This is a genomic window from Ruegeria sp. CF5 (assembly GCF_056537325.1).
Genome location: NZ_JBQFRI010000016.1, coordinates 29,282 through 54,274 on the forward strand (window position 1 = coordinate 29,282; position 24,993 = coordinate 54,274).

General features: G+C 55.0%; 16 protein-coding genes. 5 read left to right on the forward strand and 11 right to left on the reverse strand.

Annotated features, from left to right (window positions below):
- The first annotated feature begins 301 nt into the window (after positions 1-301).
- Positions 302-2,281 (forward strand): bifunctional 2',3'-cyclic-nucleotide 2'-phosphodiesterase/3'-nucleotidase, encoded by a 1,980-nt coding sequence (locus ACR0NW_RS22785; RefSeq protein ID WP_480452203.1) that lies wholly within the window; start codon positions 302-304, stop codon positions 2,279-2,281.
- 122 nt (positions 2,282-2,403) lie between these two features.
- Here the strand turns inward: ACR0NW_RS22785 and ACR0NW_RS22790 are convergent, their stop codons facing one another.
- The 3 genes from ACR0NW_RS22790 to ACR0NW_RS22800 form a co-directional block, all read right to left on the reverse strand.
- A complete protein-coding gene (locus ACR0NW_RS22790; protein ID WP_480452205.1) occupies positions 2,404-3,537 on the reverse strand; it encodes a TIGR03032 family protein in 1,134 nt (377 codons plus the stop codon).
- A gap of 88 nt (positions 3,538-3,625) precedes the next feature.
- Positions 3,626-7,360: an autotransporter outer membrane beta-barrel domain-containing protein gene (locus ACR0NW_RS22795; RefSeq protein ID WP_480791955.1), complete on the reverse strand. Its 3,735-nt coding sequence runs from the start codon at positions 7,358-7,360 to the stop codon at positions 3,626-3,628.
- A gap of 318 nt (positions 7,361-7,678) precedes the next feature.
- Positions 7,679-7,864, reverse strand: coding sequence for an ectoine synthase (locus tag ACR0NW_RS22800; protein ID WP_480452256.1), 186 nt, complete (start codon positions 7,862-7,864; stop codon positions 7,679-7,681).
- Positions 7,865-7,925: 61 nt separating this feature from the next.
- Here ACR0NW_RS22800 and ACR0NW_RS22805 point away from each other — a divergent pair, with 61 nt between their 5' ends.
- Both ACR0NW_RS22805 and ACR0NW_RS22810 read left to right on the forward strand, forming a co-directional pair.
- Positions 7,926-8,804: a LysR substrate-binding domain-containing protein gene (locus tag ACR0NW_RS22805; RefSeq protein WP_480452207.1), complete on the forward strand. Its 879-nt coding sequence runs from the start codon at positions 7,926-7,928 to the stop codon at positions 8,802-8,804.
- 137 nt (positions 8,805-8,941) lie between these two features.
- Positions 8,942-9,448: a hypothetical protein gene (locus ACR0NW_RS22810; protein WP_480452208.1), complete on the forward strand. Its 507-nt coding sequence runs from the start codon at positions 8,942-8,944 to the stop codon at positions 9,446-9,448.
- 104 nt (positions 9,449-9,552) lie between these two features.
- Here the strand turns inward: ACR0NW_RS22810 and ACR0NW_RS22815 are convergent, their stop codons facing one another.
- From ACR0NW_RS22815 to ACR0NW_RS22845, 7 genes are all read right to left on the reverse strand, one after another.
- Positions 9,553-10,419, reverse strand: a complete 867-nt coding sequence (locus ACR0NW_RS22815) for an alpha/beta fold hydrolase (RefSeq protein WP_480452210.1) — start codon at positions 10,417-10,419, stop codon at positions 9,553-9,555.
- Positions 10,420-10,662: 243 nt separating this feature from the next.
- Positions 10,663-10,989 (reverse strand): hypothetical protein, encoded by a 327-nt coding sequence (locus ACR0NW_RS22820; RefSeq protein ID WP_480452211.1) that lies wholly within the window; start codon positions 10,987-10,989, stop codon positions 10,663-10,665.
- Positions 10,990-11,128: 139 nt separating this feature from the next.
- Complete coding sequence (locus ACR0NW_RS22825; protein WP_480452213.1) at positions 11,129-14,911, reverse strand: beta strand repeat-containing protein; 3,783 nt, start codon at positions 14,909-14,911, stop codon at positions 11,129-11,131.
- A 103-nt stretch (positions 14,912-15,014) separates the two neighbouring features.
- Positions 15,015-16,166 carry a TIGR03032 family protein gene (locus tag ACR0NW_RS22830; protein WP_480452215.1) on the reverse strand — a complete coding sequence of 384 codons (1,152 nt, stop codon included), beginning with the start codon at positions 16,164-16,166 and terminating at the stop codon, positions 15,015-15,017.
- Positions 16,167-16,359: 193 nt separating this feature from the next.
- Entirely contained in the window at positions 16,360-17,322 is a 963-nt protein-coding gene (locus ACR0NW_RS22835) for a TAXI family TRAP transporter solute-binding subunit (protein ID WP_480452216.1), read from the reverse strand.
- A 63-nt stretch (positions 17,323-17,385) separates the two neighbouring features.
- A complete protein-coding gene (locus tag ACR0NW_RS22840) occupies positions 17,386-18,411 on the reverse strand; it encodes a D-cysteine desulfhydrase family protein (protein WP_480452218.1) in 1,026 nt (341 codons plus the stop codon).
- A 6-nt stretch (positions 18,412-18,417) separates the two neighbouring features.
- On the reverse strand, positions 18,418-19,146 hold the full coding sequence (locus tag ACR0NW_RS22845; RefSeq protein WP_480452219.1) for a sulfite exporter TauE/SafE family protein: 729 nt from the start codon (positions 19,144-19,146) through the stop codon (positions 18,418-18,420).
- Positions 19,147-19,253: 107 nt separating this feature from the next.
- Here ACR0NW_RS22845 and ACR0NW_RS22850 point away from each other — a divergent pair, with 107 nt between their 5' ends.
- Positions 19,254-20,147, forward strand: coding sequence for a LysR family transcriptional regulator (locus ACR0NW_RS22850; RefSeq protein WP_480452220.1), 894 nt, complete (start codon positions 19,254-19,256; stop codon positions 20,145-20,147).
- Positions 20,148-20,450: 303 nt separating this feature from the next.
- Positions 20,451-23,828: an adenylate/guanylate cyclase domain-containing protein gene (locus ACR0NW_RS22855; RefSeq protein WP_480452221.1), complete on the forward strand. Its 3,378-nt coding sequence runs from the start codon at positions 20,451-20,453 to the stop codon at positions 23,826-23,828.
- A 243-nt stretch (positions 23,829-24,071) separates the two neighbouring features.
- Here the strand turns inward: ACR0NW_RS22855 and ACR0NW_RS22860 are convergent, their stop codons facing one another.
- On the reverse strand, positions 24,072-24,971 hold the full coding sequence (locus tag ACR0NW_RS22860) for a LysR substrate-binding domain-containing protein (protein WP_480452223.1): 900 nt from the start codon (positions 24,969-24,971) through the stop codon (positions 24,072-24,074).
- Positions 24,972-24,993 lie beyond the last annotated feature (22 nt).

Below are 24,993 nucleotides of genomic sequence, written 5' to 3' on the forward strand. Positions count from 1 at the left end.
TTTTGTATCGGGCAGACCAAGCTCTTCGGAATTTTGTTGATGGCTTTGATGCCCACGGTGTTGGCGTCACTCTTGTCAATCACCTGTTGGCGGCGCGCACGTCAAAGGCCATAAGCTAGCAACAGTGCCCCGGCAGAGGGTTTCCCACCTGACATACCCTAGCCAACACATGAAGTTTGGGTATGGTACTGAACATAACCGCCTACAAACGACGCGTCAGATGTGCTGGCAACCCGTGTCATATGGTTGTTGTGAGAATCCGACAAAAGGCGCGTTGACCAACAAACTTGAAAGGTGACCTATGTCGTTCTCCAGCAGATCACTAATATCCCGTCGCCAGTTCCTCGCCACTACGACTGCCAGTGCTGCGGCCATCACCCTGCACCCGTTTTCAGCGGCTGCGGCCAACAATCAGGCGCATCTACGGATTATGGAAACCACAGACATACATGTCCATGTCTTCCCATATGACTACTATGCAGACAAACCCCGTGACACAGTGGGTCTGTCCCGTACAGCGTCGATCATTAACGAAATCCGGTCGGAAGCGACGAATTCGATGCTTGTCGACAACGGCGACTTTCTGCAGGGCAATCCGATGGGCGATTACATCGCCTATGAACGTGGCATGAAAGATGGAGACAGCCACCCGATCATCACCGCGTTCAACACCGTCGGTTATGATGCTGCCACGCTCGGCAATCACGAATTCAACTACGGCCTGGAGTTTCTGGACAAGGCGCTGGCAGGGGCAGAGTTCCCGGTTGTTCTGGCCAATGTGGCAAAAGAGAAAGGTGCAAACCCGCGCGACGACAAGACGCTTGTGCAGCCTTACGCCATTCTCGACCGCGAAATCGAAATGGGCGACGGCGCCAAACATCCGATCAAAATCGGTGTAATAGGCTTCACGCCACCCCAGATTATGAACTGGGATCGTAAGCATCTTGAAGGCAACGTCGAAGCGCGAGATATCGTCGAGACAGCTCGGGCTTATGTGCCTGAGATGAGGGAACAGGGATGTGATCTGATCATCGCACTGTCGCATTCGGGGATTGGTGGCGCCGATCACGAAGATGGCATGGAAAACGCGTCAGTCGTTCTGGCCGGTGTCGAAGGGATCGACGCGCTGGTCACGGGTCACAACCACCTGGTGTTCCCGTCACCGACATTTGCAGACCGCCCCGGGATCGATGTGGACAACGGCACGCTGATGGGCAAACCCGCCGTCATGGGCGGCTTCTGGGGGTCGCACCTTGGACTGCTGGACCTGCTTTTGGAACGGGACGGAAATGAATGGCGCGTAGTGACTACCACGTCCGAGGCGCGTCCCATTTCCAAGCGCAACGAAGACCGCTCAATCACAGCTTTGGTCGGCGATGATCAGAAAGTTCTGGATTCGGTTGCAAAGGAACACGACGAAACGCTGGCTTATGTGCGCCGTGCTGTTGGAAAGACTTCGGCCCCGTTGCACAGCTATTTCGCGCTGGTCGCAGATGACCCGTCTGTGCAAATCGTCTCGATCGCGCAGAAATGGTATATCGACGAGATGCTGAAAGGCACCGAGCACGAAGGCCTGCCCATCCTGTCAGCGGCGGCACCCTTCAAGGCTGGCGGTCGTGGTGGCCCGGACTATTACACCGATGTTCCAGTCGGTGACGTTGCCATCAAGAATGTTGCCGATCTCTATCTTTATCCAAACACTGTGCGGGCGGTCCGGGTGAACGGTGCGCAGGTGCGTGGTTGGCTGGAACGCTCGGCCGGCATGTTCAATCAGGTTGAAGTAGGCTCCAAGGATGCGATCCTTTTGAACCCGGAATTCCCATCCTACAATTTCGATGTGATGGACGGTGTGACCTATCAGATCGACCTGTCCCAGCCTTCGCGCTTTGGGCCAAAGGGCGAAGAGGTAAACCCCGATGCAGCCCGAATCGTCAACCTTGCTTTCAACGGTGCGCCGGTCACGGATGAAATGGAGTTCATCATCGCCACCAACAACTATCGTGCATCTGGCGGCGGTTCTTTCCCCGGCGCATTAGGTGACACCGTCGTATTCGAGGCCCCGGATACCAACCGCGACGTCATCGTGCGCTATATCGTCGAGCAGGGCACGATTGATCCCAAAGCAGATGCCAATTGGTCGTTTGCTCCACTTGAGGACACGACTGTATTGTTCGAAACCGGCCCGAAAGCGCGGGATTACATGGGCGATGTCAAGGGTGTCTCAATTGAGGATGCCGGGGAAGGAACAGACGGATTCGCGGCGTTCCGCATCAAGCTCTGATCCGAACTGTGTGAGAATTTACCTGCCACCGAATGACGTCGGTGGCGGGCTCCCGCTGATAGTTGGATCGGATAGAGTATCTCGCGATCTGGATTGTTGCAGTCAATTCACTTTGGGAACTGCTAGCTGGACTGAGGCAGCGTTACCAGCGAAGCCGCTTCGGGCGTGCTTGGCGCAATGGCAATTGGGCACAGGTGACCTGGCAAAAGTTCAAGGTCGTAAAGTTCGGCAACTGCCCCGTCGATGCGCAACCAGTCAACGCAGGTTTTGGTCCCAAGGTCGATGATCTGAATGCCACACCAAGGATCACTGTCGGCCTCGGCCAGTTTGGCGTCCAGCTCCAACCCTTCGAACCGTTGGTAGCGTGGCTTGGACAGTCCGACAAACGCAAAGCGGCCATGAATCGCTAGCCCTCGTGTGAAGCCGGGGCAGAAGACATGGGGTACAAACCGGCCTTTGCCGTCGCTGTCGAACTCAACCTCTCCCAGTTCGCCCCGGCCCGAGTTCAGCACCCAAAGGCGTCCTTCGTGCACCCGAGGAGAGTGCGGCATCGAGAGGCCTTGGCAGACGATTTCATCGCTCTGGACATCGATGACAATTCCGCCATCCGCGCGCCGGTCGCGCCAACCATCGATCGTGTTCGAGCGGCTGACAGCGGTGACATATCGAGGCCGCCCGTTTTGCATCGCCAATCCGTTCAGATGACAGCGATCCTCGTCCACCAATGCAGAGACGAAAGGCGGCCGCCAGACCTCGCGAAAACTGTGGCGCGGGTCGGGCGTGGCCAGACAATTGTAGCGGGTGTTTATGAAAATCGACCGCCCATCCGCATCGACGCCCAGATCGTGCAAATCCAGCCGCCCGGTGAATTCACTCCGCCGGGGCATGAACCCCGCATCGAAAATGTCGTTCATCCGCTCTTTCGGTTCCAGAACGTTCTGAAAGTGCAAGATCTGATCGTCAGCAGCCACAGACAGCCCGTGCGCACCATGCCGGTGCAGACCCATCGGGCGAGGAAGACTCATCTGGTGGATATTGACCCCGCCATCCGGTTTGGTACCGACAAGATACAACAACCCGGACTGATAGGACGAAAAGGCAATCGATAGCCCGAGGCCTGTCAACCGCGCCGAAAACCCGGCAGATATTGAGTAGCGCACATCAGACGCATCTGATTTTGCAGGCGCCTCAAACGCGTCTTCGGCAATTTGCTCAGGCTGACTTTCCGCAGAACCATTCACGTCGTTTTCATCCATCCTGTTGTTTCAGCGTCTTCCGACAGATCTGGTGTTTCGCGACGTTACAAATCTTATTCCAACAGAAAAGCCAACCGGCATACGTGTCCTAGAACCGGAATTCAAATCCGATGTTGCCGCCGAAGGTATAGTCACTGGAATTGCTGCCCAAACCGGTTTCGCCGCTGATTTCGCCAAAGAAGGTGGTTCTGTCAGACAGCGCTACATACCCGCCCAACGTCAGAGCGGCAGTGTTCCTGCCGCGTTCTGTCAGGATAGTGTTGTTGCCGAATGTCACGCCGGTTTTGTTGTCGAAAGCATGGTAATAGTCCACCTGGCCGAACAGCACGGAATTCCACGCAAAATTATGCTCGGCGCGCAGACCCAAACGGGCTGTCAAAGTATCCCCGTCGGCCAATGATCCGCTTTGTCCGCCGCCGGTAAGATCGGTGACATCATCCGTGTCGATATCGCTGTACATCAGCTGCGCTTGCGGCACCAATGTCAGCCCGTTTTGCAGCGTAACAAGTTTGCCGACTTCGACAGACAGACCGAAACCCGTGCTGCCCGTATCCACCGCTACTCCGCCATTCGGGCGGGTCGTGCTGTCAAAGATGGCATAGCACAGTTGTCCGTCGACATAGAGCTGACCGTTGTGGATCCACAAAGCGCTGAGCGTTACATCGTAGGCGTCAGTGTCAATGTCAGCGCTGGTCAGCGACGTGGTTACATCGGTGGATAGGCTGCTGACCCCGAACTCAAGCCCGCCGAACACCAGACCGCTTGCAAGGTCGGCCAACGGCATACCCGCGCCAAAACGCAATCCGCCGCTGTTTGTTGCAACGTCACGATCATCGACGGTGTAGCTGTCGCGCTGACCTTCGGCCTGCACCCATACGACAGGCTGTGTTGTCGAAGTTAGTTCGCTCAGGGCCCGGCTGACCGTGTTGGCGTCGGACGATCCGCGCTGCCGTGCGGCCATGACCCGTTGAAGGGCGGTGCCAAAGGCGAGATGGTCATTGAACTGCTGAATACTGGCCGCGAAGAACTCACCGCCCGGGTTTCCGGTCACTGCTCCGGAATTGCCAAATGGAGTCAGAACGAATTCACCCGCTGCAGCATCATACACAAGACGATAGGCAATCGCCCCGTCGCTGATCGCCTGCGCCCCGTCGTTGGTAACGAAATCAGCATTAACCAGTCGGAAATCGCTGGAGGTGCTGGCTCCGGACACCGTGACTAGGGTGAAGGTTTGTGGAGTGTCCACAGTGCTGCCAATTGCATCCACCTGCAGACCCTGATCAGAATCGGCGCTGTCACCCGACACGAACACCGCGTCATTGGTGCCGTTGGTCAGGTTCACGTCCAGACCGATCGTTCCGCTGCCCGCAAGGTTGCCGCCAAATGTCAGTCGGTCTCCTGCCGCTCCATCGGCCAGCGAAATCAGGCCATTATTGAGCACATTGCCGTTGAGTGCGACTTTGCCCAGCCCAACGGCTCCAGCAAGGAACTGACCGGTCTCATTCACCTGGAGATCACCACCGAAACTGAAGTCGGCGATTCCTGCGGTAACACTGGAAGCAGCTCTGATTTCCAAAATTTGCACGTTCAAAGGTGAGGAGTTCAAGTTCAGATCGCTGCCATTCTCCGCGATCACACTCTCCCAATTGGCAATGGAAAGATTATCCATCGCACCCGAAAATCCCGAGAACGTCAGAATATCCTCGGCACCATCTCCGCCGTCGAATAGTGTCGCGGCGCTGATATCCGCACCACCGTCGACAATCAGCGCGTCCCTGCCACCGTTCAGCCGGACAGAACCTGCAACCGAAGACCCGGACCGAAGTGTGATCTGACTATCGCCATCGTTGTTGCTGATTGCGTTACCGGAGGTCGCCGAGACCGCAGCACCATCCCGCAGATCAATCACGCTAAGCTGGGCGGAAGCGGTTTCGGCCACAATCCCAGTATCAACGCCGCTGACTTCTCCGGACGTGGCGATCGAAATACTGCCATCACCAGCGTGCCGGGCAACAATCCCGGTTCTTCCTGACATGACATCGCCAGTCGTGGTGATCGACAGATCGCCGTTTGCGGCAGCGTTTGTGATCTGTGCGTAAATCCCGTCACCACCTGTGCCGGTGACATCAGCCGCGTTGATGGTCAGCCCGCCGGTGCCGTTATTAACAGCGTCTATGCCAAAATCTGTGCCCATTACTTCGGTGGCATCGACGGTCAGATTTACGCCTGCGTTTCTGGCATAAACACCCGAACCGTTAATGGCAGTGACGGTTCCTGAACTGGTGATCGACAAATCACCCGTACCGGAATTGAATGCGGCGACACCGGCATCATTACCTGAAGCATTGACTAGATCTACAGACAGATCAGTGCCGGAATTGCCGGCCGCAATTCCGAAATCGTTTGCGCCGGATACAGTACCTGCGCTGGAAATTGTTAAAGCACCCGAGCTGTTATTCAGGGCTAAGATTCCATTGCTGCCCTGACCGTCGACATCCCCCAAGGTTGTTACATTCACAGAACCGGTAGGGCCGTTATGCTGAACTCGAATTGCGGTCCCGCCCGTCGTTACATTGGATCCGGCGGTAAAGTTCACGTCACCCGAGCCGCTGTGCCTCACTTCGAAACCTGAATCGTTACTGTTTACTTCACCGGATGCCGTAATATCGATGTTGCCTGTACCGCTGTGTTGTACATCAAAACCAGGACCGCCAGTGCCCCCAGCGGCCCCATTACTCGTTACTGAACCCAAAGCCGAAATGTTCAGATCGCCCGTGCCCTGATTGCGAACGAAAACGCCACTGTCTTCTGAAACGACCGTTGCCACATCGACCGTAACGGCACCGCCCGCAGCACTATTGCGAACCTCGACGCCGCGGTCACCGTTGTCATTGCCGCTGATAAGGTCGCCCGTCACAGAAACCAATACATCGCCGGTACCGTAGTTGCGCGCATCAATGCCGTCGTGCCCTCCCGCGGAGTGATTTGCAGTAATGGTGAGGTCACCTCCCGTCGTTTCATTGCGAGCGTAGATGCCGTCTGCAAGGGTCCCACCCCGCACCTGTCCGGATGCAGTGATGGTCAGATTTCCAGTGCCTTCGTTACGCGCATCGATGCCAGCGCCCTGAAGCCCCCCCGTGGAGTGATTTGCCTCTATGGTGAGGTCACCTCCCGTTGCCTCATTGCGAGCATAGATGCCGTCAAGAGCATCGCCCGGTGCGTTTGTGGAACCACCTTGCACCTGTCCGGATGCAGTGACGAATAGATTTCCGGTACCTCCGTTACGCGCGTAAATACCGGCCGCCGCACCGGTTACATCCACTGCGTTGATGGTCAGGTCTGTGGCTCTTGAACCGTTGCCGCGGTTTCTGGCGTAGATACCATTTCCGCCTTCACCGATCACGGTTCCTGTCGTTGTTATCGTCGACGTACCTCTGCTGAAACCATAATTCAGAGCGCTGATACCTCTCTGATTTCCTGTAACGTTTCCTGAAATCGTAACTGACATTGAACCAGTCGCTCGCAGGCGCAGAGCATCGGCGGATGCAGGTGAGTTGGAATTGTCGAGCCCGAAATCAGGGCTGGATGTTACGACCAGATTGTTCCCGCCATTAATAGTTTGACCACTGTCGATGCCTGTGGGGCTCGCGGGACCGGTACAGAGATACGTGTTCGTCGCATAGGAAAAGGAACAACTCCCCGCGTAGACCTGCCGCGAGTAGCCCAACCCGGAGACACTCGCTGCAACGGCAGAATTTAGAACGAGGCGCTTCATGCTGCTGTGCGCCGGTTTCTGTGCGGTGTTTGCCTGTTTCGTGGTCATTCAACGTCTACCCAAATTTACTTCCTGCCGACGTCATCGTAACGCCGATCTATTTCTTTTCGTCGATGTGTTTGGTCCGTGCGTTGCGCCCCTTGCACCAATGTGAGTGATGGTCACATCTTCATCTGTCGTGATCTCAAGAGGTGTCTTCAGTGGCGCATTGATGAATGAGTGGGTTCATGTGGGATTTTTCGGAGCTGAGGCGACAGTCTCCATTGCTAAAAAGCGACGGGGCAATGCTTGCCACTTTGCCATTCCTCTGTAGCGCTCTGTAGCCGCTTTCAATTGTATTTTTGAGGTCGAGTTTTGTTTTTTTGCTCATATCTGCCCAAATTTACTTCCAAGACAGTAGCTTCCGTCTTTGCGGTGAACTTCTTGCCAGCTGAGGGGAGGGGTGAAGACGCAGACAGGCGTTAAGCTGGCGTCCGTGGCTTGGGCGACATGCCGGTCATATGTCTCTCGATTAACTAGATTGCGTGAGGGTTCTTCGGTTGATCCCGATATAACTGTTTGTAACTAAATATTCCTATCGAGTTTTTTTGATGTTGCTGTTAAATATTCTCACATGACGGAAAACCTCAGACACCTCCGTGCCCTGCAGGCCTTTGACGAAACCGCGGCCCATTCCAGCCTGACAAAGGCTGCGGATGTTTTGAGCGTCACTCACGGCGCGATCAGTCGGCAAATCAAGTTGCTGGAACAGCATCTTGGCGTGACGCTTTTTCATCGTCGGCCCAATGGCGTTGAACTGACCGAGGCTGGGGAACGCCTGCACCAGTCAACACGCGGGGCGTTTTCTGCCTTGCAGTTGGGTGTGTCGGAGGTGAAGCGACAGCATCACCGCCAATCGATCACGGTGTCTTTGTCGACATCGCTGGCGTTAAAATGGCTTGTGCCCTTGCTAAGTTCGTTTCAGCAAGCGCATCCGGATATCACCTTGTTGCTGGATACCAATGATGCCTTTGCCGATTTTGATAGGTTCGGGGTCGATGTCGCCTTGCGGTTTGGGGTACCCGGTTGGGATGGGCTCTATCATGAGCAAATCAGACAAGAGGAATTGATTGTCGTCGCCGCGCCGTCCCTCGTTGAGAAAATGCCGCTGCCAATGCGCGCCGAGGATGTGGCTGACTTCCCATTGTTGCACGATGCGTTCAATACCGGGTGGGACATCTGGGCGGCGCAAGTTGGGCTGAGCGCAGATCGGATCAATTCACGAAACACCAAATTTGTGGACAGCGCTGTTCTTTTGGAGGCCGCGATTGATGGGCAAGGCGTCGCATTGGCGAGGCATCTGTTGGCAGCGAGAGACTTGGAACTCGGTCGGCTGACTCGTCTTGATGAAACTAGCGTTCCATTGAACCGTGGGCTCTACTTTGTTTGCCGACCGGGCGAAGAAGAGCGGGCCACAGTGAGAACGTTCAAAAGGTGGCTCATGTCTGTTTGAGCTTCAAGTTTCAGTTCTGTTTCCGCAAGAGCGGTCATCGGTCCAATTCTCGCAGAAGTAGGCTCCAATGCGGACAAAGGGGACATTGCCGAGATTTGAGACTGGAACCATTTGAATTTCCTTATATTTATTGAGGGATGAAAATCGGCGATTCAATCAAAGTTAGCGACCGCATGCAGACCGGTTACACATATCGGTTAGAGGCGCCCCTGGGCGAGAATTTTTCGCCAGAATTTCGACCATTCTTGTCCCCAAAAGAAATGTTGGAAATGGGCGTGTTTGAAGGGAAATACTGCAACGATTGCGTCAGTGAATTCCCGTCAAGCTGGTTCGAAAAAGCCAAGATAAGTGAAACGCCAGATCCAAAGTACAATTATTTTGGCGTAAAGAGCCGTCAGCCTCTCTCGCATTGGCGGCAAAAGGGCTGGATATTTGGACCTGACCCGCGAGGGTGGTTTCAGTGGTATTGCCGCTATTTTTTGGGTCGACGCATCCCAGAAGTCGATGCAATCCAGATCAAACGTTGGAGAGCATTTTCCCGTCACGCTGGCCAAATTCGTGCTAATTGCTTTCCGGGGGATATCTTCTGTCGTCCACGCCAACGGCAAGCCTTGTTGCAATGGGCATATGACCCAATGATCTGAAAGCAACTTCAGGCTCACTGTGGACCTCTGATCAAAGGCGGAATCCTCTGATCAGATTGGCCCGGACCCACACTTATACTACCGCCAAAGTTTCCATTGACTTGCTACGACAGACTGGCAACCGCGCCGACAAATTCGGTCCACCGTTCGCGGTCCACAAACCCATAATGTCCTGCGCCCGCCCACTCGTGCGCGGTGCAGTTGGGAAGTTCAGAGCAAAGGTGCCGAGGCATTTCAGGCGAGATGATATCGTCTGCAGTACCATAAAACATCTCCACCGGTTGCCGGATCGCCTTTGGCGAAAATCCCCAATCCCAAAGAGCCATGGTCATTTCGAAAACACCTTCCTCTTGTTGTTGATAACCAAGACGAAAGTTCTCTTCGAACAAGGCCTGCTGCTCTGGATTGCGGAGTATTGTTTTGGCTTCGTTGGGCATTTGGTCAACGACAGACTCCACATATGAAGGGATGTCTTTTAGAGCACTTTTGGCGCCCATACGCTCCGCCCAGCGGATCAATACAGTCAGATGGCGCAGTTTCGCGATGGTCTTCAGATCCTTCAGTACCAGCATTTTGGTAACGCCGGGCTCATCGAATGGCGCCACAGGAGAAGCGAGTGCAACTTTGCGCACACGTTCGGGCATGTGATATGCCACCGCCAAAGCGTGAGGGCCGCCCCCGGAATGGCCCGCGACGTTGAATGTATCGAGACCAAGATGATCCGCTAGGGCCTCCATATCAGCACCCCAATCGACCATTTTCCGATCCTTCTTCGGACTCGACCCTCCGACACCGGGCTGATCTGCTGCAATCCATCGCACTCCAAGCGAGGCGGTTAGACTGTCGTCGGGCTGACGAATTACATGAGAGTCGGAAAACCCGTGGCTAAAAATCACAGGTGTTCCGTTTGGGTCGCCGTAAGTGCTGAAAGCGAGTGTTCTACCATCTCTGAGAGTTATGTGGTTGGTCACGTTGATCTCCTAAAATGAAAAACCCTTAGGCTATTGGTTTACTAGAGTTTTGGCTAAGATTTGATCCAATGGTGCGAGCCGTTCTCACCTATTAGGTATCATATTCATTGGTCCGCAAAATGAAGCGCAGTTGTCAGTTTGGACTTTATTCGGACTGAGCAGCTTGTTTGGTGACAGCCTGATCAAGTGGTTGAGGAAAGCTCCGACCTCTCGGAGCTTTCGCCGTTACGAATGCATCTATACCTAGTCGGTGAAAGTGTATTCACCCAGATCACACAGGTTCAGCTCGTAGTCTTCGGCTTCGGAACCGTCAGCAAAGACGCCACGGATATCATAGACGCAGGTTGTCAACCCGTCTGCGATATCCACGCCAACTTCATATCCAGGGGCCAGATAGCCACCCGCCAAAAGGTTTGCTTCCCAATCATCGGATGATGCCGGGGAGACGTTGAATTCTATCAGGTCGGCACTGCTGTCGTTGTAGAGCAGGAATTCCAGATCTTCCGCTTGAGCCGGCGAATGAACGGCCAATGCCGCCAAGACCAGTGCCGTGGAGATTAGAGATTTCATCGTGTTGATCCTTCTGTTTGATCGGTTAATTGGTTGTGGGCCACCTTTGCCCGTGAATGGTTTTGTGAGTGAGCTGTGCAGTGGCCCACAAGAGACGGCGCGAGGAGGAGTGCGCCGTCATTGTCTCGTGGAGGAGGGGTCAGAACCGGAACTCGAAACCCAGTTGACCGGCAACGCCATAGTCGTCAGAGCTGCTGCCAAATCCGCTCTGGGCGGATACTTCTCCGAACAAAATGGTGTTTGCTGCGATGTCCATGTGTCCTCCCAGTGTTAGAGCAAGGTTGTTCCTGCCGCGCTCGGTCAGAATTGTGTTATTGCCGAATGACACTCCGGTTTCATCATCAAAAGCATGGTAATAGTCGAACTGGCCAAAAAAGACGCCGGTGCCGAACTCCCGCTCGGCCCGCAAACCTATGCGCGCACTCAGCGTATCGCGGTCAGAGACCGTTCCGGCGGCACCGCTTGAAACATCGTTGAGATCGTCGGCATCAACACTGCTATAAAGAAGCTGCGCTTGTGGAATGATATTCAGGCCGTTGTTCATACTGAAGAACTTGCCAATCTCGATCGAGGCCGCATATCCATCGCCGTCAGTGTCAACCTCCTGTCCGCCTGCCAGCCGGGTTGTGCTGTCAAAGAACGCATAACGCACTTGGCCGTCCAGATAGAGTTGACTATCAGCCAACCACAACGCGCTCAGCGTCACATCGTACGCGTCGGTGTCAATCTTGCCGTCAGCCAAAGATGTTTCGCTGTTTGTTGAAAGTGTTGTTGCACCGAATTCAAACCCACCGATCAAGGAGCCGCTGCCGATCTCGGCAAATGGCAGACTGGCGCCCACACGCAGGCCGCCGCTGGTTGTTTCATTCGTGCGATCACCTGACGTATAGCGGTCACGCCCACCTTCAGCGTTCAACCAGACCAGTGGTTGGTCTGAAGAGCTGAGTTCGATCAGGGACCGGCTGACAGTGTTCGCGTCTTCACTGCCTGTTCTGCCGGTCAGGCGGCGCAACGCGCCATCCAATGCAATCTGGTCGCTGAACTGCTGGATGCCGGCAGCAAGGAATGCACGGTTCGGATTCATGTTCACCCCGCCGTTTGCCGTGAAGGGAGTGAGAACGAATTCACCGGTTGCCGGATCGTAATCGAGCAGGAAGGTATATGCGCCACCGATGATTGCGGCTTCTCCGCCTTTGGTCACGAAATCACCGTTTGCCAGATGGAAATCGTTGGCGGAACTTGCGCCGGTAACTGAGGCAAGCGCATAGGTCTGCAGGTTTGTATGGCCACCGGATTTCCGAACCTGCAATCCCTGCTGTGCCCCTGTGCTGTTACCTGTTACAATCAACCGGTCGTTGGTTCCGGCATCAAAATCGATATCAAGCGCCACAGAACCGGACCCCGACAGATTGCCGCCAATGGTCAGGCGATCGCCCCCGTGCCCATCCACCAAACTGACAAGGCCATCGTTGCTGACGTCACCGTTGACACTGACCGCACCCGATCCGGCAAATCCGGCCCGGAAACTGCTGGTTGTGTCGATCCGAAGGTTGCTGCTCAGAGACAGGTTTGCATCCCCGGCCGTGATGGTCGAACCGTTGTTTGCCGCGATAAATCCAATACCTGAGGCTGAACTGTCCAGAGTCAGGACACTTCCATTGTCTGCCGTCAGGCTTTCCCAATTGGTGAACAGAGCGCCATCAAAACCGCCGCTGAAGCTTGAAAAGGTCAGCGCGTCCTGCGTGCCGCCACCGCCGTCGAACAGGGTTGCCGCACTGATATCTGCGCCTCCTTCAATCGTCAGCGCGTCGATGCCGTCATTCAGACGCACGGCTCCTGCTACCGCAGACCCCGCGCCCAAGGTGACCTGACTGTTGCCGCCGTTGTTGGTGATCGCCTCACCGGATGTGGACGTGACCGACGCTCCGTTGCCGAGCCTGAGCACGCTCATCCCACCAGAGTTAGTTCGGGCGTCAATCGCTGCGCCCGAACCTCCATTAACGGTGCCGGCAACGTTCACCCGCAACGCGCCATTGCCATAATTGCGGACATAAATACCCCGAAACCCGCCGCTGACGGTGCCAGACGTGCTGATAGTCAGGTCGGCGTTACCCTCGTTTCTGGCGTATATTCCTGCGCCGCTGCTGCCGATTGCTCCGGCAGTTGAAATAGTCAAAGCACCGCTGCCCAGATTGACCGCGTAAAGCCCGTTGACTGAGCCAGTTACCGGCCCTGAGGTTGTGATTGAAAGGTTAGTTGCAGGCGCCCTGTTAAGCGCAAATATTCCATTTGGCCCAGTCGCCGTGACAACCGCCGAAGAGATCGTCAGCGCGCCGCTGCCATCATTAAGTGCAACAATTCCATCACCACTACTGGTTACCGTGCCACGCTGCGTATTGATCGACAGATCGGTGCCACCTTCGTTGCGGGCGATCAGACCGTTGCCAGCGGTGCCAGCGACATCCGACGTAGAAATCGTCAGCGAACCTCTGCCTTGGTTGGTGGCTGCAATTCCGGTCGTGCCTGTGACCGTTCCCGCAGCGGTGATGGACAGATCCGTTCCTGAGGCGGCATTGAGAAGGTAAATTCCTTCTTCCGTCGTTCCTGTAACGTTGTTGACGGAAACCGTCAGCGCGCCGGAGCCCTGGTTACGTGCTTCGATCCCTTTCGTTACAGCGCTGATCGTTCCGGTGGATGTGATCGACAGGTTAGCGCCATAGTTGGTCAGGTTCAGCCCGTTCAGGCGGGTCGACGTTACATCCGCAACCGAAAGGGTCATATCACCCGTGCCGGTGTTTCTTGCGGAAATCCCACGCCAGTTGCTTGTGACCAGTCCGGTTGTGGTAATCGTAAGGTCGGTGCCGCTGTTACCGGCAAAAATGCCCGAATTATTGGCGGTCCCGGTGGCATTGGCGGCTGAGATCACCAGCGCGCCTGCACCGTAGTTGCGGGCATTGATGCCGTAGCCATCATTTGTACTGATTGCGTCTCCAGCATCGATCGTCAAACCTCCGCTGCCGCGATTGCTTGCCGAGATCGCGCTGCGACTACCCGTAACCGCACCCGATGCCGTGACCGATAGATCGGTGCCATAGTTTGCCGCTCTTATCCCGAAGCCGTTGGTTCCAGTGACTTCCGCAGTCGAAACTGTCAGCGTTCCTGTACCTTGATTACTGGCCATTATGCCATTGTTACCGCCGCTGACACTCTGAGCAGCTGTAACCGATAGATCAGTTCCAGTGGCGCCGTTGTAGGCAAAAATACCGTCTGCACCGGACCCGGTGACCGCCGCCGCCGTGATCGTCAGCGCACCGCTACCGGTGTTTCGGGCATGGATTCCAGACCGGCCCCCTGAAACGATCCCGGAAGTTGTGACTGAAAGGCCGGTGCCACGGTCATTCCTGGCATAAATCCCGTCGACAGCTGCTCCGCTGACATTCGCCGCTGTAATTGAGAGATTCCCTGCCGATAGCACACCATAATTTCGGGCGTAGATACCGTGTCGGGCTCCGCTGAGCGTGCCGGTCGTGGTCACCGTCAAATCGCCGCCGCCATAAACGACAGCCCTAAGCGCGTCATTGCTCCGCGAAATGATGGTTGAAGCATTATTGTCGGTGAAGGTCAGGCCCGAATTACTGAACAGATCCATGGCGTTTGCGGAATTGAAAGGGTCAATGCCGAAGCCCGGTGTCGTTTCTACAGATATGGGCGCGCCGTTGATGATCGTCACACTGATGTCGTTTACCGGATCAGCTGGCCCGGAACACAAGAATGTGCCGGGGACCTGCGGGACGCAGCTCCCCGCAAGCGCAGAGCCTGCAGTCAGTAATGTGGTCGCGCCAAGTGCCGCTGCGGAAACGCCTGAAAGCACACGTCCCAGTGCTGGAGCGTAACTTGCCACTTGTCCCTTATACTTCGTCATCCGACCGCCACGCAGACGGATTGCACGCCAGTGTGGCAGGCTCGTGCTCTGATCTAATTTACTCATTATGTCCGTACCAATTTTATTGTTTTGTTGTTGAATTTTATGTGTTTTCTTCGGGTTGCTCTGACTTCGGCAGGGTGATCAGCGTCGCCGCTTCTGAGGTGTCAGGCGCAATTGCCATCGGGCAGAGGTGACCCTGCAGGAGTTCAAGGTCGTAGAGCTCGGCCACCGCGCCATCTATCCGAAGCCAGTCCACGCAAGTCTTGGTCTCAAGATCAATTATCTGGATTCCGCACCATGGCGCACTGTCGGCCTCGGTCAGGCGGGCCTCAAGCTCCAGTCCCTCGAACCGCTTGTAGCGGGGCTTGGACAGGCCAACGAAGGCATAACGACCATGCAAGGCCAGACCACGGGCAAAACCGGGACAAAAAACATGTGGCTTGAAACTACCCTTGCCGTTCTGGTCGAACTCCACTGTGCCCAACTCGCCACGTCCAGAGTTCAACAGCCACAGCCGTCCATCAGACCATCGCGGCGAATGCGGCATCGACAGATTGTCGCAAATGATGTCTCCCGTCTCGACGTCAATAACGATACCCCCATCCGCACGCCGGTCTCGCCAACCGTCGATAGTGTCCGATCGGCTGACAGCTGTAACGTATCGGGGATGTCCGTCCCTCATCGCCAGCCCATTCAGGTGGCAACGATCCTCAGCCACCAGCGATGATATGAACGGGGGGCGCCAGACCTCACGAAAGCTGTGGCGCATGTCCGGTGTAGCGAGGCAATTGTATCGCGTGTTGACGAAGATCGCCTTGCCTGAGGCGTCGATGCCAAGATCGTGCAGGTCAAGCCGCCCGGTAAACTCGCTCTGACGGGGCATAAAGGCCGCGTCGAACAGATCATTCACGCGCTCATGCGGATCAAGCACGTTCTGTAGGTGCAGAATTTGGTCGTCTGCCGCCAGCGACAAGCCATGCGTCCCATGACGGTGAATGCCCATTGGTCGGGGAAAAGCCATCTGATGGATGTTGATCCCGCCACCCGGTTTGACCCCTACCATGTAAAGGAACCCCGACTGGTAGGAGGAAAAGGCGATGGACAGCCCAAGCCCTCCAAGTCGGTCGGCAAGACCCGCTGAGACCGAGTAGTCGACTGTGGGAGTCGGGGGAGAAGAATCCGCCGCGTTGCCTGCATGCCCGTTGCCAAGGTGCTGGGGACGGATAGAGGTCTGCTCTTTCGTGTTCTGCATACTCAAAAAAGCCTTTTTGGCACTCGCAATGCTCTTTTGATGCCTTCTTGATTGCTTCGGTCATTTTACCTGCGCTTGAACCCAAATCATTCCTCTGTTGGGAATGGAATTGTCTATGCGGGGCCACTTGAGCATGTCTGCATCAATGCGGCCCCGACATGGGTTGGACGACAGTGTCCGAAGATATCCCTGCTTACTCCAACAGTCCTTTTTCCTGGTAATACTTCAGCGCACCCGGATGGATTGGCGCCGAAAGACCGGCGGTTACCATTTCCTCTTTAGTCAGATTGGCAAAGGCCGGGTGAAAGGTGCGAAAATCATCGAAATTCTCGAATATGGCCGAAACCAAAGCATAGACTGCCGCATCAGATACGTTGGCCGACGTTACAAGTGTTGCGCCGACCCCAAAGGTCTCGACGTCGCTATCGGTGCCGCGATACATACCGCCGGGAATTGTGGCCGAGCGGTAATAGGCGTTGTTGTCGATCAAACCGGTCACAGCATCACCCGTCACTGGCACCAGCTTGGCGTTGCACGTGGTGGCGGCCTCGGTCAGATTACCCGAGGGATGGCCGGCCGTGATAATGAACGCGTCGATCTGGTTGTCGCACAAAGCGCTGGATTGCTCCGCTGATTTCAACTCGGCGGCGAGGGCGAACGTGTCTTTGGTCCAGCCTTTGGCGTCCATAAGCACCTCCATGGTGCCGCGCTGGCCAGAGCCGGGATTGCCGATGTTGACCCGCTTGCCTACCAGATCGTCAAAATGCTCGATCCCCGAGTCTTCGCGCACCATAACGTTGAACGGTTCGGCGTGAACGGAAAACACTGCACGCAGGTCTTCGAATGGTCCGGCTTCTTCAAACTTAGAGGTGCCGTTGAGAGCGTGGAATTGCCAGTCGGACTGTGCAACGCCGAATTCCAACTCACCTTCGCGGATGGTGTTGATGTTATAAACCGAACCGCCGGTGGATTCGACCGTGCATCGCACGCCGGTTTCCTTGCGGTTCTTGTTCATCAGACGGCAGATCGATCCACCGGTGGGATAGTATACACCGGTCACGCCACCTGTGCCGATCGTGACAAACTCTTCCGCCTGCGCAGCCACACCTCCGAGCAAAAGTGCCATAGCTGAGGCCAAGATCAGGTTCTTCCTCATAGTTTTCTCCCTTTCTGTTTTTTATTTTGTTTGATGATTTGTGCGATGCTTTTGCAGCCGGTTCTAAGCGAGTGATCCGATCACTTCCTGATATCCAAACAGTGCCGGCAGACCTCCGGTATGCAGCATGACAACCTTTTGGCCCTTGCTGATGATCCCCTCGTCCAACAGCCCAAGAAGCCCGGCAAATGTCTTTGCCGAATAGACCGGATCCAAAAAGATACCTTCGGTACGCGCCATGAGGGTCAGGGCATCAAGCGTTTCTTGCCCGACTTGCCCATATCCGGGTGCGAGCACGTCATCCCAGACTTTGATATCGTTCATGACGATCGCCGGGTCGAAATCCATCAAAGCCGCCAATTTGGCCAGGACTTTTTGCATGCGTGCGTTCTGCTGCTCCTGATCGCGACGGACGCAGATTCCATGAACGGGCGCGCGCATTCCGGACAGCCGTAGACCCGTCAGAAACCCGCCGTGAGTTGAGCCGCTACCAGAAGGCACGACCGCGGCATCAAAATCGCTTATTTGCGCGCTCAGTTCCGCACCACCCTGCACATAGCCCAATGCCCCCAAGGGCGGATGGTCGATACCAAGGTGGATGACATAGGGCCGGTGGCCGGCGGCAACCAGCTGGGCCGCCCTTTCATGCAGGGCATTGTCAGCGCCGACTTCATCTTCGCCCACCGGAAAGTGCATATGTTCAGCGCCCAGGATTTTAGCCAGCAGGACATTGCCTGAGTGGTAGTATTGCTCTCCCATCCCCGGCACCCGCTCTTCCAGTTGCAGAACGGACTTCATCCCGAGACGTGACGCAGCCGCGGCCGCTGTGCGCACAAAATTAGACTGTACTGCTCCGGTAATCAGAACAGTATCAGCCCGCTGTTGTAACGCTTCGCCAAAATAGAACTCCAACTGACGAGTCTTGTTGCCACCAAAACTAAGCCCAGTCAGGTCGTCCCGCTTAAGCCAAAGGTCTATATCCAGGCGGTCTGACAGGCGATCCAGCCTTTCGACCGGTGTGACTTCGGTCATCAAACGAGCGCGCGGGAACTCAGACAATTTCTGGTCGATATTCATCTGTTCAGTCATCACGTGTCATCCAACCAGATAGGCGCGGCGGAACAGGGCCGCGCACGCGAGGATCGAGATTATTCGAATTGCGTGGGTTATAGTCTGCTGTGGCAGCAGTGGGCCGATCAGGTGCCCCAACAGGCTGCCCGCGATAGTAGCGGCGACAAACGGCCAAAGCCACGGGGCGCTGGCAAAGGCCGACCAGTCTGACAGGCAGTGCAATGCAAAGGCAGAACCATATGCGACCAGTGCCACAGGCTGTACCAACCTACGAGCTTCATGCGGAGTGCGACCCAATGCCAGAAAGCCCAAAATCATCAAAGGACCGGGGGTCGCTGCCCATACTGTGGCAAGACCTGACAGGCCCGAAATTGCCTGAAATCCCGGTTGGCCAACCCTGTTTTCCTGCGGCAGTAACGAAGTGGCAACTCCGACAAGTAAAAGAACGCCTGTCAGGGCCAACACCATGCGTTCTGACAGATAGGGGTAAATCAAGAGACCGAGAGCTATTCCCGTTAAGCACCCAATAACTGCATTGCGGATCAGGCCATTGTTCTTCAACCACACCCGCCTATTCGACGCGACAAGTGATACGAGCGTGTTCAACATGAGCAAAACCGGAACAGCCGTAGCCGTCCCCAGCAACACCATCATCACGGGCGCTACCACGATGCTGAATCCAATCCCGACGCCAACCTGAATCGCTGCACCTGTTAAAATGGCAAGCAGCAAGATCAGTAGGTCAGCGGGCACGTTTCGATCCATTGTTTCGCAGTTCATGCACGGAACGGTAACGCCAGCTAATCTTAATGAAAAATCATCTTATTGCATTTATTGATACACTTTTGTTATCAATCCCTATGCGTATCACTGCCCGACAGATTGAGCTTTTTCAGATGGCCTATCGACACCGGTCCACGCGAAAGGCAGCAGATGCCCTGCACATATCGCAGCCTGCCATTAGCCGAGTGGTCGCCGAGTTAGAGGCAGAAATGGGCGTGCTCCTGTTTGATCGATCAGGACGTAAGTTCGAGCCAACCTCTGCGGCACACAGTTTGCAGAGAGCAGTTCAAAAACACTATCAGGGTTTGGAACGTATCCAGGAGGCAGCGATCCAAATCGCCTCTGGCACAGGCGGGCATTTGCGTGTGGCAACAGTCCCGGCGGTGGCCGATACCCGCGTTGCGACTGCGGCCGGCAAACTCATGGCGGAACTTTCCGCCTTAAGGGTGGATGTCGATGTTCTGGATGAGAAGGCAGGGATGGCCGCATTGCGCGAAGGACGGGTGGATTGCGCAATTGTATCGTCTGACCCCGGCGATCCAAATCTGGCGTGCACTCGACTGGCCGACCTACAACCCGTGGTGATTGTTCCCCGCGATGACCCGCTGGCTGATGCGCGCAAAGTCTCGCCTGCCAAACTCGCGGAGGCGCCTCAAATCATGCTGACACCGCGCAGCCCGTTCCGCCGTGCAGTGGAGACAATGTTCGATAGCTGTGAAGTTTCGTTTCAGGTCAGAGCCGAGGTTCAGACACAATCCGCATTGGTACGCATGGTCGCCCAAGGTGCAGGCCGTGCGATCGTCGACATTGATATTTTAGGCGCATCGCAATCGGGCGATGTATCAGCTGTGCCTTTGACTTACGATCTTAACTGGCCCGTCCGATTGATCACCTTTTCCGCATCAAATGACATTCCCGGTTTGCAGAGATTTACGAATGAACTGAAAGAGCACCAAAGTCAGGCCCTTTAGATTCAAGAGTATAGCTGGTACCGTTGTCTGAAGAGCGAGCGATTGCGCATGTGTTTTTTTGACAAGCGGAAATAGAGGAGCGACTAATAGGCAGCAACGCGGACCCTAGCTGTAAACACCAGACCTCTGCGCGCGGTTTGCAAAACTGGCCAGACACGGTGCTTAAAGCAACCAGACAAAATTAGTAACTGAATACGGTATTCCGTAAAAATTCGCTGCTTTCCGACAATGCAACGAGCTGTGATGGATCGAAGTGGGGTAATCGACTAAACTGGAGTCGTTTCAACCGTCCGAGAGGCATCAATGGCTCAAGATGTCGGTGAATGGCTCGAAAAACTAGGCCTTGGCGAATATGCAGAGGCCTTCGCCACGAACAAAATCAACTTCAAACATCTTCCTGATCTCAGTGAAGATGACTTGGCAGAACTTGGTGTCAGCCTACTCGGTGACCGTAAGCTGCTGGTACGTGCGATAACTGCTCTTGCCGGCGATGGATTACAGAAGGCTATACCAGATAGGCATCAAGCCCGAGGCAACCTTGCACAAGGTTCTGACGCTGAACACCGGCAACTGACAGTTCTCTTCTGTGATCTCGTCGGATCAACCGCACTTTCACAACGGTTGGATCCGGAAGATTTACGTGAGCTTATGCAGCACTACCAAGTCACTGTAGCCGAGGTAGTGATGCGCTTCCAAGGACACGTCGCCAAGTTCCTTGGCGACGGCGTCTTAGCCTATTTCGGTTGGCCGCGTGCACACGAGAATCAAGCTGAAAGCGCTGTTCGAACAGGCCTGGCATTGGCACAGGCGGTGAAAGACTTGAAAAAGGACGTGAAACAGAACCTTTCGGTCAGAGTTGGAATTGCCACCGGGCACGTCGTGATAGGTGACATCGTTGGAGAGACGGCGTCTGAGAGGGGTGCTGTAGCCGGGGAAACTCCCATCCTTGCTGCTCGTTTGATGACTCTGGCGTTGCCTGATCAGGTTGTAACTGACACTGCCACGAGCAAATTAGTAGGAGGCGCGCTAAAATTTGAAGACCTTGGCGTTCATCAGTTAAAGGGCTTTGAACAACCAGTGCCGACTTGGCGAGTGGCCGGAGAGCCAAATCCGGATACACGGTTCAAGCTGGCACATTCCGGGCAACTGACCCCATTTATCGGGCGCGAGAATGAGATTGAGTTGTTGTGGCAGACTTGGCAGCAAAGCCAAGAGAATGTGGGGCAAGTTGTCCTGATTTGCGGTGAGCCTGGCATTGGAAAATCCAGATTGTTGGAAGCCTTGCACGGCAAACTCAGTGATGCGGATTGCACCCGTATTACACTTAGCTGTTCGCCGTATCACACTAACAGTGCACTTTACCCTCTTATTATTCATCTGGAGCAGCTTTTACGTTTACGTGGAGAGGACGAGCCCTCGGATAAACTCCGCAAACTGGAAGACGCACTTCGGGGGACCAACTTGCCGCTTAATGATGTGGTGCCCTTGATAGCCTCATTGCTGTCAATTCCGTTACCTGTTGAAAAATATCCGCCGTCAGCGTTGACGGCGCAAAAGCAAAAGCACCAGACCATGGATGCTATTGTCGCTTGGCTATTGGATGAGGCTCGGCACCGGCCCGTCTTGTTGACCTGGGAAGACTTGCATTGGGCAGACCCTTCAACGTTAGAAATACTAGCGTCTCAGATCAGACAATCGCGGAACGCTCCAATACTAAATGTCCTGACCTGCCGTCCAGAATTTCGACCACCGTGGCAGAGCGATATCCAGATAACAACAGTCAAGCTTGGTCGCTTGAAGAGGTCAGAGGCAGAAACTCTGATCAGGCAGCAAGCCCAAGGGCTAGACCTATCTCAAATGACTGTCGAACATATTATTGGCAAGACTGATGGCATACCGCTCTATATCGAAGAATTGACCAAGGTGATGCTGGATTCCAGCCTTTTGGCCGAGCGAAACACAGGCCGTGAACTGCCCCACCATATTTCCAGTGCAACGATCCCCGCGTCGCTGCAAGATTCCTTGATGGCAAGGTTGGACCGGTCGCCTAAAGCGCGGGAAGTAGCACAAATTGCCGCTGTGCTTGGTCGAGAGTTCGATTTCCAAACATTGCAGGCTGTTTCTTCATTTGAAGAAACGGCCCTAAGGTGGGCGTTGGTACAGTTGGTGGACGCCGAACTTCTCAACCAAAGAGGGCAACATCCTCACACCAGATACTCCTTTAAGCATGCGCTCATTCGAGACACAGCTTATGGCAGCTTGCTGAAGGCAAAGCGGCGGCCGGTACATCAACTGGCAGCCGAAATGATAGAGACGATGCATCCTGAGATTACCAGGAAAAGGCCAGAAATGGTGGCCTACCACTTTATGGAGGCTGGCAGCCACGAAAAAGCTATTGAGTATTGGTTGAAAGCTGGAGAGCTGGCAATTGCCCGTTCGGCAAATATGGAGGCGATTGAACATCTGAAAACAGGCTTAAAGCTGGTGCCCGCAATCCGACAACCTACCGCCAGAATTGAGACTGAGTTGGAGTTGCAGTCAAAACTTGCCGTTCCTTTGACTTTCGTGAAAGGGTGGTCGTCCCCGGATGTGCGGCAGGCTTACCAAAGGGCGCGTAAGCTTTGTAACCGCCTTGGCCGAACCGAAGATTTATTCCCAATATTAAGAGGGTATTGGAATTACCATCTAACCAGAGGAGAGCATAAGCAAGCTTTGCATCTTGCAAGGAGACTGAGTTCTCTTGTGACGTCGGCAAGTAGTGCGCACCAGCGCGCATTAAGTAACAGAGCGCTTGGAACCAGCCTGTTTTTTGTGGGCGAGTCTGAGAAAGCAAGAGAGTATCTGCAATCCGGCATAGATATTGATGACGCACTTTCGAAACACATACGCCACGTGGAAGTTGCCATTCACGGAGATAGCGCGGGCGTTGTTTGCAGGCTCTACGCTGCATGGAATTATTGGCTAATCGGTTACCCTGATACTGCTCTGAAAATGGCAAATGAAGGGCTTGAGCTTGGTCAGGATCTATCATTCAGCCACTGCATTGGATGGGCCTTGTGTTTTAAGGCCGTAGCTCTGTTGTATCGCAGGGAATTCGTTGCGGCGTTGTCTGTGTCCAAAGAGGCGATCGCCCATGCAGCGGAGCACGATTTAGCGCCGTGGCTTGCCATTGGAACCATGTGCTGTGGCCGCGCCCTGACTGGGCTCGGCAGGATTGACGAAGGGGTTGAACTGCTGCTGGACGGGCATGCAAAATGGCACAAAACCGGAGCACGTCTTGGTGATACACAATGGCTTGGTTTTCTAGCCGCTAGCGGTATCGAAACGCATGACTTGGATAGCGCGTGGTCTGCTTTGAGAAAAGCCAACGCAGCGAGCGATGCGAACCGAGAGCGGTTCTATTTTGCTGAACTGGCCAGGCTGGAAGGCGTCCTGTTAGCTGAAGCCGGAGATGAATCTGCAGCGGAAGAACAATTCAAACTCGCAATTCGGAGGGCGCGCGCGCAACAGGCAAGATCGCTTGAGCTGCGTGCTTCTACCAGCCTTGCAGCACTTTGGAAAAGTCAGGGAAGTGTTACACGTTCAAGAGAACTGCTGACGCCTGTTTATGACTTGTTCTCTGAGGGTTTCAACACTCCTGATCTTAACGATGCCAAAGAACTTCTTGATAGTCTCCGGTAGCGAACGGCCGCAATGAATGGTGGTCTGCCGTAATAGGTTTTTGCGGTTGAAAAGTGGTCTTAGGCCGACGACCCCACTCTGCAAAGTTTGCTTTCGACATTTTGCTACTGCTCCTTCCCAGAGCAATAAAAGGCACAATGGGCTTAGAGCCAGATCAACATCTTGGAAGCAAACCTGTATCGCACGAATAGGACGATCCATTGCGTGCCCATAGCGCCCATTTCCGTCTTTAAGGGATATGTTCTAACGGTGGCTCTGGCCGGCTTCTTCGACTACCCAATCTCGGAAAGCTTTCAGTTGCGGCTGGTCCATAGCGTCCGGCGGGTAGACCAGATGATAGGACCGTGACGGCGCGAAGTCCTTTTTAAAAGGTCGAACAAGATGGCCGGACCGCAATTCACTTTCGATGAGAGGAAGCAGCCCGAGCGATACCCCTTGGCCCGACAGAACGGCGCGGAGCAGGACACTGGAGTCGTCGATGACGACGCCAGGTAGATGGCCACCGGTTTCAACGCCCATGGAATCGAACCATTCCAGCCAGTCGAATTGATCCTTCCAGTGCAACAGCGGCAGGTTCAACAGATCCCCCGGATTGTTCACGGCCGGATTGCTCGCCAGCAGCGAGTGGGCGAGCACGGGCGACGTTTTGAACCGCAGCAGAGGCTCCGAGATCAGTCCGGGCCAGCGCCCGTCGCCCCAAGCCAGCATCATGTCTGTCTGGCCGTCCGAAAACTCAACCCCGCCGGGCGAATACTGCAGATGCAGGCCGGTATCGGGGAAACGCTGCCAGAAACTGAACAGGCGTTTGGACAGCCATTGCGAACCGATCAAGGCACCCACCCCAACGGTGATTGACGTGCGGCCAGCGGTTTGACGCACGTCAATCACCGCCTTGTCGAGCCTCGCAAAGATGGCGTCACAGGCTTCGGCGAATTGCTGTCCTGCTTGGTTCAACGTGACCGACTGGGCGTTGCGGTCAAACAACGTGCAGCCGAGATAGGCTTCAAGCGACTTGACCTGTGAACTGACCGCCGTGGGTGTCACGCCCAACTCGGCCGCAGCGCGTTTGAAGTTTTCGAATTGTGCAGCAACGGTGAAGACACGGACTGCGCCGAGCGGTGTCTGATTGGACGGGTCCGGCATAAGTAGACTAACCTGAAATTAC